This is a genomic window from Rahnella sp. CJA17(1/100), assembly GCF_963881615.1.
In the GTDB taxonomy this organism is placed as follows: Bacteria; Pseudomonadota; Gammaproteobacteria; order Enterobacterales; family Enterobacteriaceae; genus Rahnella; species Rahnella aceris.
Genome location: NZ_CAWOJA010000011.1, coordinates 459,450 through 475,960 on the forward strand (window position 1 = coordinate 459,450; position 16,511 = coordinate 475,960).

Sequence of the window (16,511 nt, forward strand, 5' to 3'; positions counted from 1 at the left end):
CAGCATGCTGGCAACCCTTACAGATTTTAAACAAAAGATTACCCTGATCCGCGACAGCGGCATCCAGTTCCTCGACTTCGCGCTGAAGCCGGTGTGGGATGACGGACTGCCTGCCAAATTTGTGCGCAAGAGCGCCAACGGCCCGTTATTGCGCCTCGACTATAATCCGCAAAATGGTCGTCACTTTTTACCGGGAGTGGATGGCGGTGCGCCGGAAGTGGTGCGTCCTGAATTCAGTTTCCCGCTGGAACAGTCGCTGAAACTGCTCGATCAGATCTGGCTGCCGTTGCCGTTCCTGCGCTTTAATCCGCCGCGCACCTTTATGGCCGGTCCCGACAACTGGGCGCGGGTGCAAATCCGTGAACTGGATACCCCGGAAGCGGATGGCAGCACGCACCGCGTCGTGATTGCCTTTGATACCCGCGTAGTGGAAGGCGATGACGAACAAACCCAGCTCGCACCGACACCGGATGACGTCAAAAATGGCATCAGCTTTGCGCTGGCATGGCATAACGAAGAACTGCCCGATTTCCTCGATCAGACCTGGGTTGACGGCTGGTTACGTGAAGTATTCACCGAGCAGTCCGCTATCCGCGAGGAACGTGAAGCGCGCAATATTAAAGTCGCCCTGCGTGAATTCGAATATCAGGCACATTATCTGAATCTGCTGGAAATGCTCGGCAGCCAGCTCGGTATCCCTGAACTGAAAATTAATGGCGCGACGTTGCAGGAACCGGCGATTAACGTCGATCTGATTCTGGATGTGGGTAACTCGCACACCTGCGGCATTCTGGTGGAAGACCATGCAGGCGAAACCGATGGCCTGAAGCAAACCTGCGAACTGCAACTGCGCGACCTCTCTCAGCCGCATTTTCTCTATAACGAACTGTTCGAGAGCCGGGTGGAGTTCGCCCAGGCTCGCTTTGGTAAACCGAATTTCTCTGTCGAAAGCGGCCGTGATGACGCCTTTATCTGGCCGTCAATTTTACGCGCCGGTCGGGAAGCCAGTCGTCTGGCTCTGTTGCGCGAAGGAACGGAAGGATCGACCGGGATTTCCAGCCCGCGCCGTTATTTGTGGGATGAAGACAGTTATACGCCGGGCTGGCGTTTCAGCCAGGGCGGTCACGGTGCGATTACCGAACCGGTCGCTGCAGCCATGCCGCTGACGTTTCTGATCAATGATGACGGTCAGCCGCTGTCTGATCTGCCTGCGGAAGATCGCCTGCCGGTGTTCTCCGCCCATTACAGCCGCAGCTCGGTGATGACGCTGATGCTGTCGGAATTGCTGGCGCAGGCGCTGATGCAAATCAACAGCCCGGCGCAGCGCACCCGTATGCTGCGATCTTCCGCACCGCGCCAGTTACGCAATATTATTCTGACCCTGCCCTCGGCGATGCCGAAACCGGAGCGTGAAATTTTCCGCCGCCGTATGCAGGAAGCCATCGGGCTGGTGTGGAAATCCATGGGCTGGCATCCCTCTGACGACGCGTTTAAAAACCAGAACGACAAAGCCAAAAGCAGCGTGCCGGTGCCGGATGTGCAGATGGAATGGGACGAAGCAACCTGCGGCCAAATGGTGTATCTCTACAACGAAACGCAGGTGAATTTTGGCGGTCATACCGGCGAGTTTTTTGCCAGCATGGCGCGTCCTGACCGCGAACTGGCCGACGATGAACCGGTGGGCAAAACCCTCCGTATCGCCTCGATTGACATCGGCGGCGGGACGACCGATCTGGCCATCACGCAATACTGGCTCGATGACGGAATGGGGAATAATGTCAAAATCACCCCGCGTTTGCTGTTCCGCGAAGGCTTTAAAGTGGCGGGCGACGATATTCTGCTGGATGTCATTCAGCTCTATATTTTACCTGCGTTACATGCGGCGCTGAAGAAAGCCGGACTGGCTAACCCGGACAGCCTGATGACGCGCCTGTTTGGTAGCGAGGGTCGCATGGACGGGCATGCCACCTTGCGTCAGCAAAGTACGCTGCAAATTTTTATCCCGCTGGCGCGGTCAGTGCTGGAAGTTTACGAACGCTTTGATCCGCTGGATACCCACGCAGAAATCGATGCGCCATTCGGTGAATTGCTGGAACAGACACCAACGCTGAAAGTGCTGGATTATCTGCATACCGAAATCCAGCGCGTTCTGCCTGCCGGTTCGGCGGTATTTGATCTTCTTCAGGTACCGCTGGTACTGAAACTCAGCAAGCTGCACAGTGAGTTTTTATCCAACCGCATGAGCATTACGCAGAACCTGCGTTCGCTGTGTGAAGTGGTGTCGTTGCATGACTGCGATGTGTTGCTGCTGACCGGTCGCCCTTCGCGTTTCCCCGGCATTCAGGCGTTGTTCCGCCATCTGCAACCGCTGCCGATCAACCGTATGCTGTCACTCGATGGTTATCACACCAGCGGCTGGTATCCGTTTAACAAACTCGGGCGCATCGACAACCCGAAATCCACAGCAGCCGTCGGCGCAATGCTGTGTCTGCTGGCGCTGGATTTACGTCTGCCGGGCTTCTATTTCAAAGCCGGTGATTTCCAGCCGTATTCGACCGTGCGCTATCTCGGTATGCTCGACGGCAATCAGGTGCTGACTGAAGATAACGTTTGTTACGGTGATATCGATCTTGATGCCCATGATTACAAACTCGATAGTGCGGCCAGTTTCCGCATTCGCGGTGCCATTTGTCTGGGCTTCCGCCAGCTGGAAAATGACCGCTGGCCAGCCTCGCCGCTGTATACCCTGTCCATCGCGGAACCTGAACTGGCGCGTAAAGTGGCGGGTGACAGCGTGCTGCGGGTGAAGCTGGCGGTGAAAAAAGGGGAAGATCATCCGACGCCGGAATTTTTTGATATTGCCAGCGCGGTGCTGGATAACGGCACCAAAGTGCCTCCTCATCACCTGCGCCTGCGGCTAAATACACTGGGCGAGAGCCATTACTGGATCGACAGTGGGAGCGTATTCGTCTCATGACAACAAGCACGACAGAAACAAATGCCGGTCTGACCACCAATGTTTTGCAGCGTCAGTTTGCGGCGGTATCTGACACCATCGGCGAGGCGCTGGGCTGGGTCGACGCCACACGCGCTGAAGCTCCGCGTCTTGATCTGGAAGCCGACCGGCTGAATTTGCAGTTAACACGCTGTCGCGAGAAAGCACAGCGCCTGGCACAGGCCTGTGAACTGCCGCCAGCACTGGGTTTTTACGGGCATTCTCAGGCCGGGAAATCGTACCTGATTTGTTCGCTGGCGGCCGGTAATTACGGGCGGCTGGAGACTCGCCTCGGGGGAGTCACGCTCGATTATCTGACCCAGATTAATCCCGGTAATCGTGTGGCGCGTTTCGCCACCCGTTTTACCCGTCAGGCAGACGTCAGGGATCGCGCATTTCCGGTACGTGTGCTGCTGCTCAATGAAGCCGATCTTGCCCGCATCGTTATCCGCGCTTTCCAGCCGGACAGTCATTACCCCGTGGCGGACACACAGCAAATCACCGAGCACCTCAGCAAACTGATGATGCACCGTCAGCCGGAGCCGGTAGACGGCTTTACCAGCGAACAGATTATGGGATTATGGGATTCCATGATTCGCCTCGATCCCCGCCGTTTCCGCCATCTGAATGCACATTACTGGCCAGTGGCGGTGAAGCTCGCGCCTTATCTGAACATCGACGATCGCGCACGTCTGTTCTCTCTGTTATGGGGCAACGACCCTGCGCTGACTGCGGCGTATCGCCACTATGCCCACACGCTGCAACACCTCAGCGGTGCAGAAAGCCTGCTGGCACCGTTGAGCATTCTGGTTGATGACGCCATGCAACCGGCAGACGGTATTTTCAGTCAGTCGCCCGGCTGGGATATTCAGATCCCGGTTTGCCCGCAATGGGGAGATGAAAGCGGGCCATCTGTGACGTTGTCACTGGCTGAGCTGACCATGCTTGCCTCTGAAGTGCAAATACCCCTGCTTTCCCCACCACGCGAAGTCCTGTTCGAACAGATCGATTTACTGGATCTGCCGGGTTATGGCGCGCTGACTGATGAAAGCGGTGAGGATGAACATTCCGATCTGTTCCGCGCAAAAATTTCTTATCTGCCGGAGCGTTATACCGACCGGCATGAAATGAACATGCTGATGGTTTGCACGGCGGCTGACGTGCGTGATGACGTGGTTGCCGTGGGCCGCACGCTGGAATACTGGGTCAAAGAAATGCACGGCGAAAACACGCAGGTGCGTGACCGCCGCAAACCGGGACTGGTGTGGGTATTCACGCCGTTCGATCGCCGCGTGAGCGGATCGGCACATTTCGACGAGGCCGTTCAGCGTCATGTGGGCAATCCGGGTGATGCCTGGGGCGCGCTGCTGGCGATGGATGATCGCGGTCTGCAACGTATGGCAGATTATCTGGCGGCTGAAATTCGTCCGGAAATCAGGCTGAACCGTCTGAGCGAAATACGTGACGAGCTGCGCCGTGAACTGGCGGATAACCTGCTCGGACGCTGGTATCAGGCGGGCGACAAAGCCGATCCGGCACAAAAGCAACGTACGGTGCAGACCGTCATTAAAGCGCTGCAAACCCGCACGGGTGTTCACGGCGAGCTGCTGGAAAAACTGCTGCCGGGCCGCGACGAACTGCACCGTATTTATCACGAACATGCCGGTAAGCAGGCCGAAACGGGCGAGCAGGATGAATCTGGCGTGGAAAGTTTTGGTATTGGTATTGATATCGATTTATTCGCTGAGCAGCAGGACGTGCAGGTCTGGCAGGAAAAACCGGACGACGGCACGGCGTTTGCGCGCCAGGTACAGCGTTACTGGATTAACCATCTGCGCAGCCTGCCGGAAAACGAACCGCTGATCGCCCTGCTTGGCGTGGCTAAGCCAACAGTCGAGTTGCTGATGGAAGAGTTGATCACCGCCAGTTTCCGTCTGAACATGGGCGATGCGCTGGTACGTTCACTCAGTGGTACGTTATCTGCGGGGACGCGTGAACATGAGCATCATGCGGATCGTCAGGTTTCACGTGCCCTGACGGTGCTCGGTGATTTTGTTGCCTGGCTGGGCTTTGAGAAGCAAGCGGAAGCCGGACGCCCGGAAAGCCGTATCAATAAGGGCAATAAGATTTTCGCCAAGCCGAAGAAAAACATTGCAAGCTGGAAGTCATCCCGGCGCCTGACAAAACTTTCGGCCACGCCGACCAATTCCACGGCGTTTTACATTTACGACTGGCTGGTCGGTTTGCAGGAAAGCATCATGCGCAACGCCGGTTACGCGGCGGGCGGGGAAATCCCTGCGCAGCGGCGGGAAAGTCTGGAGCGATTACTCAATACACTGAAAGCCAACAACTAATATCAAAAACCGGAACCGCACAATGCTGTTCCGGTTTTTTTTTACAGTGAGTGTCTGCGCGTTGCTGACGTCAAACAGAGACATAACCGCAGCATGAGTCACACAAACCCGGCGTAATCCGTCTATACCTAGTGGGGTAAGAAAATATCATTCACCGCTTTGTGCCCCGCACAGAGCAGAAACGGAGTCCATTATGACTGATATCACTAAGTTGTTAGGCAAAGAAGCCGATTCACTTCTTCAGCATCAATGTTCCACCATCACCTCAGACCAGCTATACCTGCCGGGCGCCGATTTTGTTGACCGTGTGATGATCGACAATAACCGTTCGCCGCGCGTACTGGCTGCGATGCAAAACTTGTATAACACCGGACGGTTAGCCGGTACCGGTTATCTGTCGATTCTGCCGGTCGATCAGGGTGTTGAACACTCTGCGGGCGCCTCGTTTGCCGCGAACCCGTTGTATTTCGATCCTAAAAATATTGTTGAACTGGCGATCGAGGCAGGCTGTAACTGCGTAGCGTCAACTTACGGCGTACTGGCTTCCGTTTCACGCCGCTACGCCCATAAAATTCCGTTCCTGGTCAAACTCAATCACAACGAAACCCTGAGTTATCCGACACAATATGACCAGACACTGTATGCCAGTGTGGAACAGGCGTTTAATCTCGGTGCGCAGGCTGTGGGCGCGACCATTTATTTTGGCTCAGAAGAGTCACGTCGCCAGATAGAAGAAATTTCAGCCGCTTTCGAGCGGGCGCATGAACTGGGCATGGTGACCGTGTTGTGGGCATATTTGCGTAATCCGGCGTTTGTGAAAGACGGCAAAGATTACCATTCCAGCGCCGACTTAACCGGCCAGGCAAACCACCTTGCAGCGACCATCGGCGCAGACATTGTGAAACAGAAAATGGCAGAAAATAATGGTGGCTACAAAGCGGTTAAATTCGGTTATACCGATGAACGCGTCTATTCTAAACTGACGACCGATCACCCGATTGATCTGGTGCGTTATCAGCTGGCGAACTGTTACATGGGGCGGGCCGGATTGATTAATTCCGGCGGTGCCGCAGGTGAAAATGATATTCAGGAATCCGTGCGTACAGCGGTCATCAATAAACGCGCTGGCGGGATGGGACTGATTCTGGGGCGTAAAGCCTTCAAGAAATCAATGAAAGAAGGCGTGGGCTTGATTAATGCCGTTCAGGATGTGTATCTGGATACGAAAGTGACGATTGCCTGATCCTGATTTTGTCTGATAAAAATGGCCGGAAGATTGCCCTTCCGGCCATGTTTACTTGTTTCGATTATTTGCTCAGTTGCTGAACTAACAATTCTGCCGCTTCTGCGGAAGAACCCGGATTCTGCCCGGTGATCAGCAGACCATCCTGCACTACGTAAGAACCCCAGTCAGCGCCTTTCGAATACACACCACCCAGTGCTTTCAGTTCATCTTCCACCAGGAAAGGCACTACGTCGGTCAGCTCAACCGCCGCTTCTTCGCTGTTGGTGAAACCGGTGACTTTTTTGCCCTGTACCAGCGGATTGCCCTGTGCATCTTTCACATGACGCAGCACGCCAGGCGCATGACACACCAGCGCAACGTGTTTACCCGCTGCATGGAATGACTGGATCAGCTCAATGGAGGTTGTATCTTCCGCCAGATCCCACAACGGGCCATGACCGCCCGGATAAAAGACTGCATCAAAATCAGCCTGAGAAATGCTGTCCAGACGCACGGTGGAGGCCAGTTGTGCCCTCGCCTGTTCATCGGCTTCAAAGCGGTGGGTTTGCTGCGTCTGGAAATCCGGTTCGTTACTTTTCGGATCCAGCGGTGGCTGGCCGCCAGCCGGAGATGCCAGCACAATTTCTGCGCCTGCATCTTTAAAAGCGTAATACGGTGCTGCCAGCTCTTCCAGCCAGAAACCCGTTTTACGGCCCGTGTTGCCCAGTTTGTCGTGCGAAGTCAGAACCATCAGAATTTTCATGTTGTTTATCCAGGTTGTTGATGCTGTTGAAATGTTTGTATAGTAGACCAGTCGTCTTGTAATCACTTTCAAAAAAACACCTCAACGTGAGGTGTCATTTGTTACGCATCAGCTTACTGCGGCTGATGGATAATCTGTTGTGTCATCGTCATGGCGGCGTCAAAAGGTTGCGTATTACGCAAAATTTTCACCATCACACTTGACCCGAGCCACAACTGATACAGCCCTTGTGCGGCAATCAGCGGCTCATCATTGACGGACATTGATCCTTCTTTAATTCCCGCTTCAATCGCCCGGGCAATGCGGCTGATAATGCCGGAAGTGCCATCATTCAGCGCCTGACGCATCGGTTCAGAAAGATCCGCCACTTCGGCGCCCAGTTTCACGGCGAGGCATTTACCCTGACAGTCGTAAAATGACTGACTCTCCTGCCATTGCTGCCAGTAATTCATCAGACGCTGCGCCATCGTCAGCCCCGGCTGGGCCAGGGTAACATCCATCGCAGACAGGTAATCCTGAAAATAGCTTTTCAGCAGTTCCTCACCAAATGCATCTTTCGACGTGAAGTAGTAATAAAACGACCCCTTCGGTACGGACGCGGTGGTCAGAATTTCATTCAGGCCCACTGCCGAGAAACCTTTCTTCGCCATGAGGGACTGCCCCACAGCAAGAATGTGTTTACGGTGGTCAGTTTTGCCTGTGTCAGATGCTTTTATCGTGTTCATGGGCTGACAATACATTGAATTAGACCAGTCGTCTAGTGGTTAAGAAAAAAATTGATGTCCACTGTTCCTCAGTGCCGGTAAATGTCGGTTTTTCGTCAGGAATTAAATCCGGCAATCTACAAAATCTCCTCAACTTTCTGTAAATTTGGCCGATGAAAGTTCTTTCGGTTATATACAGTTTACGCTTCTGGGGTGATACGGATGTTGATAGGAATAGATTTAGGCACTTCAAACTGCGCAGTTGCCATCTGGCAAGACGGTCAGTCCGTTCTGGTTCCTAACGTCTATGGAAAAAATCTGACACCCTCAGTGATCGGTCTCGATGATAACGGTCATGTCCTGGTCGGCGCGCCTGCACAGGCGCGGTTATTTACCCACCCTGACCTCACCCTTTCCAGTTTTAAACGTTTCATGGGCACGGAACATCAGTTCCGGCTTGGACATCAAAACTTTCGTGCGGAAGAGCTCTCCGCCCTTCTGCTGCGCAGCCTGAAAGCGGATGTTGAGCAACATTGTGGCGGTGAGGTGAAACGCGCCATTATCACCGTTCCTGCTTATTTTAATGATATTCAGCGCAAGGCCGTGAAGGCTGCCGGTGAGCTGGCGGGACTGCATGTTGAACGTCTGCTCAATGAACCGACGGCGGCGTCACTGGCCTACGGGCTGGTGAATCAGCAGGAGCAGAAATTCCTGGTGTTCGATCTGGGGGGCGGCACGTTTGACGTTTCAATCATCGATATGTTCGAAGGCGTGATTGAAGTGCGGGCCAGCAGCGGCGACGTGTTCCTCGGTGGCGATGATTTTACCCGCAGTCTTGCCGGCTGGATGCTGGCGCAGTATCCGGAGCTGGATAAAGACGATAACGCCCTTTTCGGTCAGTTGATTACGCTGGCGGAAAAAGCGAAATGCCAGCTGACCACGCAAGACAGCACGCCACTCAGATACCAGTGGAATGACAGGTCGCTGAACTGGACGCTGACCACTGAAATTCTGGCGCAATGCTGTGAAAGTACGCTGGAGCGGATGAAAAAACCGGTGATTCAGGCGCTGCGCGATGCCAGGTTCTCCGCCGATGAAGTGGATCATGTGGTGCTGGTGGGCGGTGCAACGCGAATGCCACTGGTGCGTCAGGCGGTGGCCCGTCTGTTCGGGCGCTTCCCACGCAGTGAGTTACAACCGGACGAAGCCGTGGCGCTCGGTGCCGGTATTCAGGCCGGACTGGTCTTGCAGGATCAGGCGCTCGATGACATCGTGCTGACCGATGTGATGCCGTTTACGCTCGGCATCGGAATTTCCCGCCCTAAAGGCGACGGCTACGAAGACGGTCATTTTCTGCCGCTGATTGAGCGAAACAGCTTTGTACCGGTGAGTCGCGTAGAAACGATTGTCACGATCTCCGATCAGCAAAAGTACCTGAATCTGTCCATTTATCAGGGTGAAGCACGGCGGGTCGCCGACAACATTCTGCTCGGATCGCTGGCCGTTGATGTGCCTCCCCGCCCGGCAGGTGAAATGAGCGCCGACGTGCGTTTCACTTACACGCTCGACGGCATTCTGGAAGTGGAATGTAAAATCACCAGCACCGGACAGGTGGAAAAACTGGTGATTGAGAAAGCGCCGGGCAGCCTGACACCTGCGCAAATTACCGCAAGTCTGCTGAAACTGGAAAACATCAAACAGCATCCCCGTGAGCAACTGGTAAACCGCCAGCTGGTGGCAGAAGCCAATGCGTATTATGAACAAAGCCTTGGCGACCAGCGGCAGTTTATCGCCGATCAGCTGTATCGCTTTGAACATGTGCTCGACACGCAGGATGCCCGGCAGATTGCGGCAGCGCGTAAGGAATTTGAGGCGCTGCTGGTGCATCTGCGCAGTGAGTGGGAATAGCCCGATGGCGATCTGGTCAGTTTTGGGGATCGAAGCCACGCAGGACATCAGCGCGATCAAGCGGGCCTATGCGCGGCAGCTCAAAAACACGCGACCCGATCAGGATCCCGAAGCGTATCAGCGCCTGCGGGAAGCGTTTGAATCAGCCCGGCGCGGCGATTATGTGTGGAATACCAGTGACTCTGTCACTTATTCATCTCCCCTTGTGCCGATGACTGATGACGCATTAGTCCGCCGGACGCAGGTCCACCATCTGGTATCCGATACCGTCAGCCTGCTGCTTGAAAATGAACAGGCTGGCGTGGCGTTGCTGAAAGTTTGTCTGTCAGAAGAATTGCTGCAAAATCTTCAGTTGCGCGAAATGTTTAGTCAGCAGCTGGCGTGGGATCTGGCGGAGCGTGAAGGACTGACCCGTCCGGTGCTGGTGAACGTTGCCGCGCTGATGGGATGGGAAATTGACCATTATCAGCCTGTCGGGATTTCGCTTTGTCAGCTTGATGCATTGCATCAGCAAATTGAAAATACTGCCGGAAGTCGTTGCCGGGATGATTCCGGTACACGATGGGGTGAAGACTGATGTTTCTTTTGAATTCAGGATTAATGACGTGGGCGATGGAATGAGCAGCCAGGGAATTTGGTCAGTTTTAGGCATTGAGCCTACTCAGGATCTCAGCGTGATTAAACGGGCTTATGCCCGACAACTGAAAAATACCCGTCCGGACCAGGACCCTGAAGGGTATCAACGTCTGCGTGAAGCCTTTGATGCGGCGAAAAATCAGGGGAATGACGCGACAATCAGTGACGTTGTCACAATACATGAGCCATCTGCTGAGGTTGTCCCACAGACCTTTTTGCAAAAACCTGCTCCGTTTAACCCCGTCAATGAGATCAGGCAGGAAACCTATCGTGATACTGCGCTACGGCGAAAAATCATTTCACAGGCAACTGAAATTACTGATGAAATGATGGACGATGAAACTGCCGGCCTTAAGCGTCTGGATGTTTTTCTCAAGAGCAATGTGCTGCCAAACCTTGAACTGCATGAATTGTTCAGTCAGGAACTGGCAGCGCAATTAAGTGATCGTGAAGGGTTATATTCCGCACTTCTGATCAAGGTCTCCGACATTATGGGCTGGGATGTCGACCATTATCAGCCCGGTGGCATCTCACCTTACAGGCTGGCGGCCCTGCAACGTCAGGTTGAGATGACTGGTGCGAAACGTTACTGGTCGGTGATGGTACGTGCATATCAGGATTCAACACTGAATCGGTTGCGCTTGCGGTTACTCACGGTTGAAGGTACCACCGTGCCCTGGTGGGCAAAGCTGGTGCCCGATTTTATGACATCACTGAGCAATAAACTCAGAGAGATCAGAATGTATCATCCTGCGTTATTACCCTATTTAAATTCTGTGCTGCTGAAAACCCTGTCTGAAACCCGGGTAGCGCTAAGTTGGGGAACTGTTTTCCTGAACGGCTTCTGGCTTTTGCTGATCATGCTGGCGACGCGTGAACATCCAGAGCCGTGGCGCTCGCGTATCTTACTCATCGCGATTATCGGGTTGTATATTCACGGTTACCGTTACCTGGAGCGAAAGTTGCGTTATCGCCCGCGTATGTTGTGCGCGACAGAATGTGTGTTGTCGGTGCTCTCGACCGCGATTATGGTGAAAATAATGCTGGGCTTCTTCACGATGTTTAAGCCTGACGCAGGAAATATGGTTATGGCATTCACCAATTATGGTGTACTCAGTGCCAGCAGTTTTTGCGTGCTCTGGATGATGGCACCAAAACACTGGAAATGGTACGGCGTGCCGTTAAACGCGATTATCATACTGGCGATGCTGCCGTGGCAGTTGATGAGAAAAAGTGCCGGAATCGTCAGAGCTGTAGCGTTTATCGCATTACTGGGGGGGTATTCCCTGCTGATTGCTTTCGGCTTCCGTTAAGGTTGCGGGTGGTTAATCCACCCGCTGTTGTTTTACTCTGCCAGAGTCCAGACACTGACGCTTCCGGCAGCGCAGTAAAATTGCGCGCTGCCTTGCTCGTCGGTTGTAATGATATCCTCGCGGTTTTCCAGCACGTCACGCCATTTTTTACCGGCGAAATTGTCGCCCAGATCAATCGTTTTCTCACCTGCTTCGCCGTTGGACATCACCACCACGCAGCCCGGGTGTTCCGCGGTGCCGCTGCGTGAAAACGCAATGCAGTTCGGGTGATCGAAATAATCGGTTTGTGCCCCCCATGCGTAGCGCTGACGGGCTCTGATCAGCGCTTCCAGTGGCACAATCGCAGGCAGTTCAATCGTGTAATTGTTACCGTCGTCCCCTTCATCCTCGTAACTTGCGCCGAACAAATCCGGATAAAATACGATCGGCACGCCCTGTTCCCGCAACAGGATTAACGCGTAGGCCAGCGGTTTGAACCACGGCTCAACCGGTGCTTCAAGAGACTGTAACGGCTGCGTGTCGTGATTGGCCACCAGGGTCACGGCATGCTCCGCATCGGCGGCAACCAGGGTGTTATCAAAAATGGTGGTCAGGTCAAAATCCGCTCCCTGCTTCGAAGCATGGTGGAAATTCAGCTGCAACGGCGCATCGAACAGCATGGTTTTGCCCTCCACCTGATGGATGTAATTTTGCAGCGTCTGGACATCGAATGACCAGTATTCCGCGACCAGATACATCGGCTGTTCGGCTTCCGCCTGAATATGGTCAATCCATTCTTTATAGAACCAGGCCGGAATATGTTTCACTGCATCAAGACGGAAACCGGTACAGTTCGTTTGTTCCATGATCCAGCGGCCCCAGTATTTGAGTTCCTCGCTGACCGCGTTATTGCGAAAATCGACGTTGGCTCCCATCAGATAATCGTAATTGCCAAACTCATCGTCCACCTGATCGTTCCAGCCGCCGCCGGTGTAGTCGTTAACGATTTTGAAAATGCCCTGTTCATCCGGGTTTTCAATATGGTCGACACCGCTGAAGCAGTGAAAATCCCAGATAAATTTCGAATACCGGCCCTCGCGGGCGGCAAAAATGAAACGTGTCCACGCTTCCGCTTCAATGATGTCATCACTGATTTCTTCACGGTTATCAATGTTAACGCGGTTAACCTGCACGCGTTCTTTCTCATCCGCCCCCATTTTATGATTGAGCACCACGTCAAGAATGACACCCAGCTTATGCTGTTTCAGCGCGCCGATGGCCGCAAGTAATCCCTCTTTGTCGCCATATTTGGTGGCACGGGAGCCTTTCTGTTGAAACTCGCCCAGATCAAACAAATCATAAGTGTCATAGCCAACCGAATATCCCCCGGATTCGCCTTTATAGGCGGGCGGGAGCCAGGCAGCGGTAATGCCAATCTCAGCCAGCCAGGCCGCTTTTTCGGCCACCTCCGGCCAGAGCTTCCCCCCATCCGGGTAATACCAGTGAAAGAACTGAAACAACGTAGGATTCTGCATACAGACTTTCCATTCAGATGACCAGGAAATGAAGTATGGAGCAGGAACGAAAAAAATGCGGTAAAAGGCAAAAAAAAGCCGGTCAGCTAAGTGACCGGCTATGGGCATGTTGGAAAACGGAATCAGTTGATATCAGGATGCTGAGCAATCAGATTTTTTCTTTTTGCTTCAAGTTCAACAATCTGCGCATCAATATCTTCAATTTTCTGTTCGATGTTATCGTGATGTTCCTGGAGGATTTCACGCGCTTCCGCACGGTCTGAGGCCGCCGGTGTGGCGCCTTTCAGCGGACGGTTGGCGGTTTCTTTCATAAAGATACCGGTCACCAGACCAATCATCGCCACCACCATCAGGTAATACGCGGGCATGTACAGGTTATTGGTTGTTTCTACCAGCCACGCCGCGATCGTGGGCGTCAGACCCGCAATCAGCACTGAAATGTTGAAAGCAATCGCCAGCGCGCTGTAACGGATATGCGTCGGGAACATTGCCGGTAACGTTGACGCCATCACACCGATGAAGCAGTTCAGCAATACCGCGAGGATCAGCAGACCTAAGAAAATCAGACCTATCACATCACTGTTAATCAGAATGAAGCACGGGATAGCCAGAATGAACAGGCCGATACTGCCGATGATCACGAAAGGCTTACGGCCAAAGCGGTCGCTCAGCATCCCCATGAATGGCTGTACAAACAGCATACCGACCATGATGGCGATGATGATCAGCACACCGTGATCTTCAGAGTAATGCAGGCTGTGGGACAGATAGCTCGGCATGTAGGTCAGCAGCATGTAGTAGGTGACGTTTGTGGCAATCACCATGCCGACACAGATAATCAGAGGCCGCCATTGCTTGGTCAGGATTTCACGGAACGAGACTCTTGGCGGTTCAGCGATGTCTTTGCGTGCATCACTGTCGATTTTATCCACGTGCTGCTGGAATGTCGGGGTTTCTTCCAGCGCATGACGCAGATAAATACCGATCAGGCCCAGCGGCGCAGCGATGAAGAACGGAATACGCCAGCCCCATTCGAGGAAGTTCGCCTCACCCACAATGCTGGAAATCAATACCACGACGCCCGCACCGAGAATAAAACCGGCGATGGAACCGAAATCCAGCCAGCTACCGAGGAAGCCGCGTTTCCTGTCAGGAGAATATTCCGCAACGAAAATCGCTGCACCGGTATATTCGCCACCCACCGAGAAACCCTGCGCTAATTTTGCCAGTAACAGCAAAATGGGCGCCCAGATACCGATGGAGTTATAACCGGGTATCAGCCCGATACAGAAGGTGCTGACGGACATGATGATGATGGTGACGGAAAGGACTTTCTGGCGGCCAAATTTGTCGCCAAGCGCGCCGAAGAACAGGCCGCCCAGAGGCCTGACAAGGAACGGTACGGAAAAGGTTGCCAGGGCGGCAATCATTTGAATACCCGGGTCTGCACCCGGGAAAAACACCTGCCCTAAAGCAAAGGCCACAAATCCATACACACCGAAATCAAACCACTCCATCGCATTGCCCAGTGCTGCGGCGGTAATGGCTTTTTTCAGTTTGGTGTCGTCAATGATAGTAATGTCATTGATTTGCATAGGTTTCACACGTTTTTTTCTTAATCTCATCTTTTACATCCCTTTTCTAAAATACTCCACCGTGTAAGCGTGAGATATTTTGTTCGTACTCTTTAATCATCCAGAGTATCAATAGCATTTGAGTAAGCTATATCATTATAGGATGGTTTTACGCTGTGGCAAAAGCCAACCGTTTTGTGATCAGCTTTGCACTTTTGTTTTCACCCGACGCCGTTTTATCTCACTAAGTGGTAATGTGTTTTCAAATTAATGAAACTGCATTTTAATTAATGAAAGGGAAGCCAGAACACCGGCTGATTTCAAACTACTTGTGGGGTGAATCATGGCAAAAGGTTCTCAGATTCAATTTAATTTCCATACCGTTCAGGACCCTCAGACCGGTGCGCGGGTAACCCGTTTAACGCCGCCCGATGTGTTGTGTCATCGCAATTATTTCTATCAGAAATGCTTTACCCGTGATGGCAATAAACTGTTGTTTGCCGGTGAGTTTGACGGCAACCGCAACTATTACCTGCTGGATTTGAAAACACAGAAAGCGGTGCAACTGACGGAAGGCAAAGGCGATAATACTTTTGGCGGTTTCCTCTCTCCGGACGATCAGTATCTTTACTACGTCAAAAATGAACGTAGCCTGCAGCGCGTAAAACTGGCTGATTTTAGTGAGCACACCGTGTATCAGGTGCCGGAAGAATGGGTTGGCTACGGCACCTGGGTGGCCAACAGCGAATGCACCCGTCTGGTGGGTATCGAGATCAGTCGTGAGGACTGGACGCCCCTGTCAGACTGGAAAATCTTCCAGGCGTTTTATCACAGCAATCCGCACTGCCGTCTGTTGCGCGTCGATTTACTCAGCGGGAAATCCCGTGTGATCCACGAGAAAAACGAATGGCTCGGACACCCGATTTATCGCCCGTTTGATGACAACACTGTCGCTTTCTGCCACGAAGGCCCTCACGATCTGGTTGATGCACGCATGTGGCTGGTGAATGAAGACGGCAGCAATGTGCGTAAAGTGAAAGAGCATGCGCCAGGCGAAAGCTGCACACATGAATTCTGGGTACCGGACGGTTCTGCGCTGATGTATGTGTCTTATCTGAAAGGCCAGCATGACCGCCACATCCGCCGTTTCGATCCGCAAACTGGTGAAGATGTCTGTCTGATGACTATGCCGGCCTGTTCGCATCTGATGAGCAACGAGAATGGCACGCTGCTGGTCGGTGACGGTTCCGGTACGCCGGTAGATGTGAAAGACACTGCCAGCCATACGATTGAAAACGATCCGTGGTTGTATATTTTCGATGCCAAAACCCGTCAGCATGCTCCTCTGGCCGCGCATAACAGTTCATGGCAAGTGCTTGATGGCGACCGGCAGGTGACGCATCCGCACCCATCTTTCTCGCCCGATGACCGTCACGTGCTTTTCACCACCGATTACGAAGGCTTACCGGCGCTGTATCTGGCGGAAATCCCGGATGCCCTCCTCAGTTCATTACGCAAGGACTAA

General features: G+C 53.2%; 11 protein-coding genes. 7 read left to right on the top strand and 4 right to left on the bottom strand.

The genetic code is table 11. From position 1 onward, the window contains the following. Window positions 1–4 precede the first annotated feature (4 nt). The 3 genes from AACU55_RS08410 (at window position 5) to fbaB (ending at window position 6,592) form a co-directional block, all read left to right on the top strand. Window positions 5–2,977, top strand: coding sequence for a virulence factor SrfB (locus tag AACU55_RS08410; RefSeq protein WP_013577742.1), 2,973 nt, complete (start codon window positions 5–7; stop codon window positions 2,975–2,977). Next, window positions 2,974–5,349, top strand: a complete 2,376-nt coding sequence (locus AACU55_RS08415; protein ID WP_134705410.1) for a virulence factor SrfC family protein — start codon at window positions 2,974–2,976, stop codon at window positions 5,347–5,349. The genes AACU55_RS08410 and AACU55_RS08415 overlap by 4 nt, the downstream gene beginning before the upstream one ends. 193 nt (window positions 5,350–5,542) lie before the next feature. Beyond that, window positions 5,543–6,592: a class I fructose-bisphosphate aldolase gene (fbaB, locus tag AACU55_RS08420; RefSeq protein ID WP_013577744.1), complete on the top strand. Its 1,050-nt coding sequence runs from the start codon at window positions 5,543–5,545 to the stop codon at window positions 6,590–6,592. Window positions 6,593–6,656: 64 nt separating this feature from the next. Here the strand turns inward: fbaB and AACU55_RS08425 are convergent, their stop codons facing one another. Further along, on the bottom strand, window positions 6,657–7,337 hold the full coding sequence (locus tag AACU55_RS08425) for a type 1 glutamine amidotransferase domain-containing protein (RefSeq protein ID WP_037032971.1): 681 nt from the start codon (window positions 7,335–7,337) through the stop codon (window positions 6,657–6,659). Between the two features lie 113 nt (window positions 7,338–7,450). Continuing rightward, on the bottom strand, window positions 7,451–8,062 hold the full coding sequence (locus tag AACU55_RS08430; protein ID WP_134705411.1) for a TetR/AcrR family transcriptional regulator: 612 nt from the start codon (window positions 8,060–8,062) through the stop codon (window positions 7,451–7,453). 201 nt (window positions 8,063–8,263) lie between these two features. Between AACU55_RS08430 and AACU55_RS08435 the strand changes: the two genes are divergently transcribed. From AACU55_RS08435 to AACU55_RS08445, 3 genes are read left to right on the top strand one after another with little or no spacing between them, the layout of a single operon-like run. Beyond that, window positions 8,264–9,949 carry an Hsp70 family protein gene (locus AACU55_RS08435; RefSeq protein WP_134705412.1) on the top strand — a complete coding sequence of 562 codons (1,686 nt, stop codon included), beginning with the start codon at window positions 8,264–8,266 and terminating at the stop codon, window positions 9,947–9,949. Window positions 9,950–9,953: 4 nt separating this feature from the next. Continuing rightward, the gene (locus AACU55_RS08440) at window positions 9,954–10,526 is read left to right on the top strand and encodes a J domain-containing protein (protein ID WP_134705413.1); all 573 of its coding nucleotides are present in this window, start codon (window positions 9,954–9,956) and stop codon (window positions 10,524–10,526) included. Between the two features lie 28 nt (window positions 10,527–10,554). Then, entirely contained in the window at window positions 10,555–11,898 is a 1,344-nt protein-coding gene (locus AACU55_RS08445) for a hypothetical protein (RefSeq protein WP_234300469.1), read from the top strand. A gap of 32 nt (window positions 11,899–11,930) precedes the next feature. On the opposite strand, the gene amyA is transcribed toward AACU55_RS08445, so the two are convergent. Both amyA and proP read right to left on the bottom strand, forming a co-directional pair. Further along, the gene (gene amyA / locus AACU55_RS08450) at window positions 11,931–13,412 is read right to left on the bottom strand and encodes an alpha-amylase (RefSeq protein ID WP_134705415.1); all 1,482 of its coding nucleotides are present in this window, start codon (window positions 13,410–13,412) and stop codon (window positions 11,931–11,933) included. A 122-nt stretch (window positions 13,413–13,534) separates the two neighbouring features. Then, complete coding sequence (gene proP, locus AACU55_RS08455) at window positions 13,535–15,037, bottom strand: glycine betaine/L-proline transporter ProP (RefSeq protein ID WP_013577751.1); 1,503 nt, start codon at window positions 15,035–15,037, stop codon at window positions 13,535–13,537. A 292-nt stretch (window positions 15,038–15,329) separates the two neighbouring features. Here proP and AACU55_RS08460 point away from each other — a divergent pair, with 292 nt between their 5' ends. Then, window positions 15,330–16,511: an oligogalacturonate lyase family protein gene (locus AACU55_RS08460; RefSeq protein WP_112151357.1), complete on the top strand. Its 1,182-nt coding sequence runs from the start codon at window positions 15,330–15,332 to the stop codon at window positions 16,509–16,511.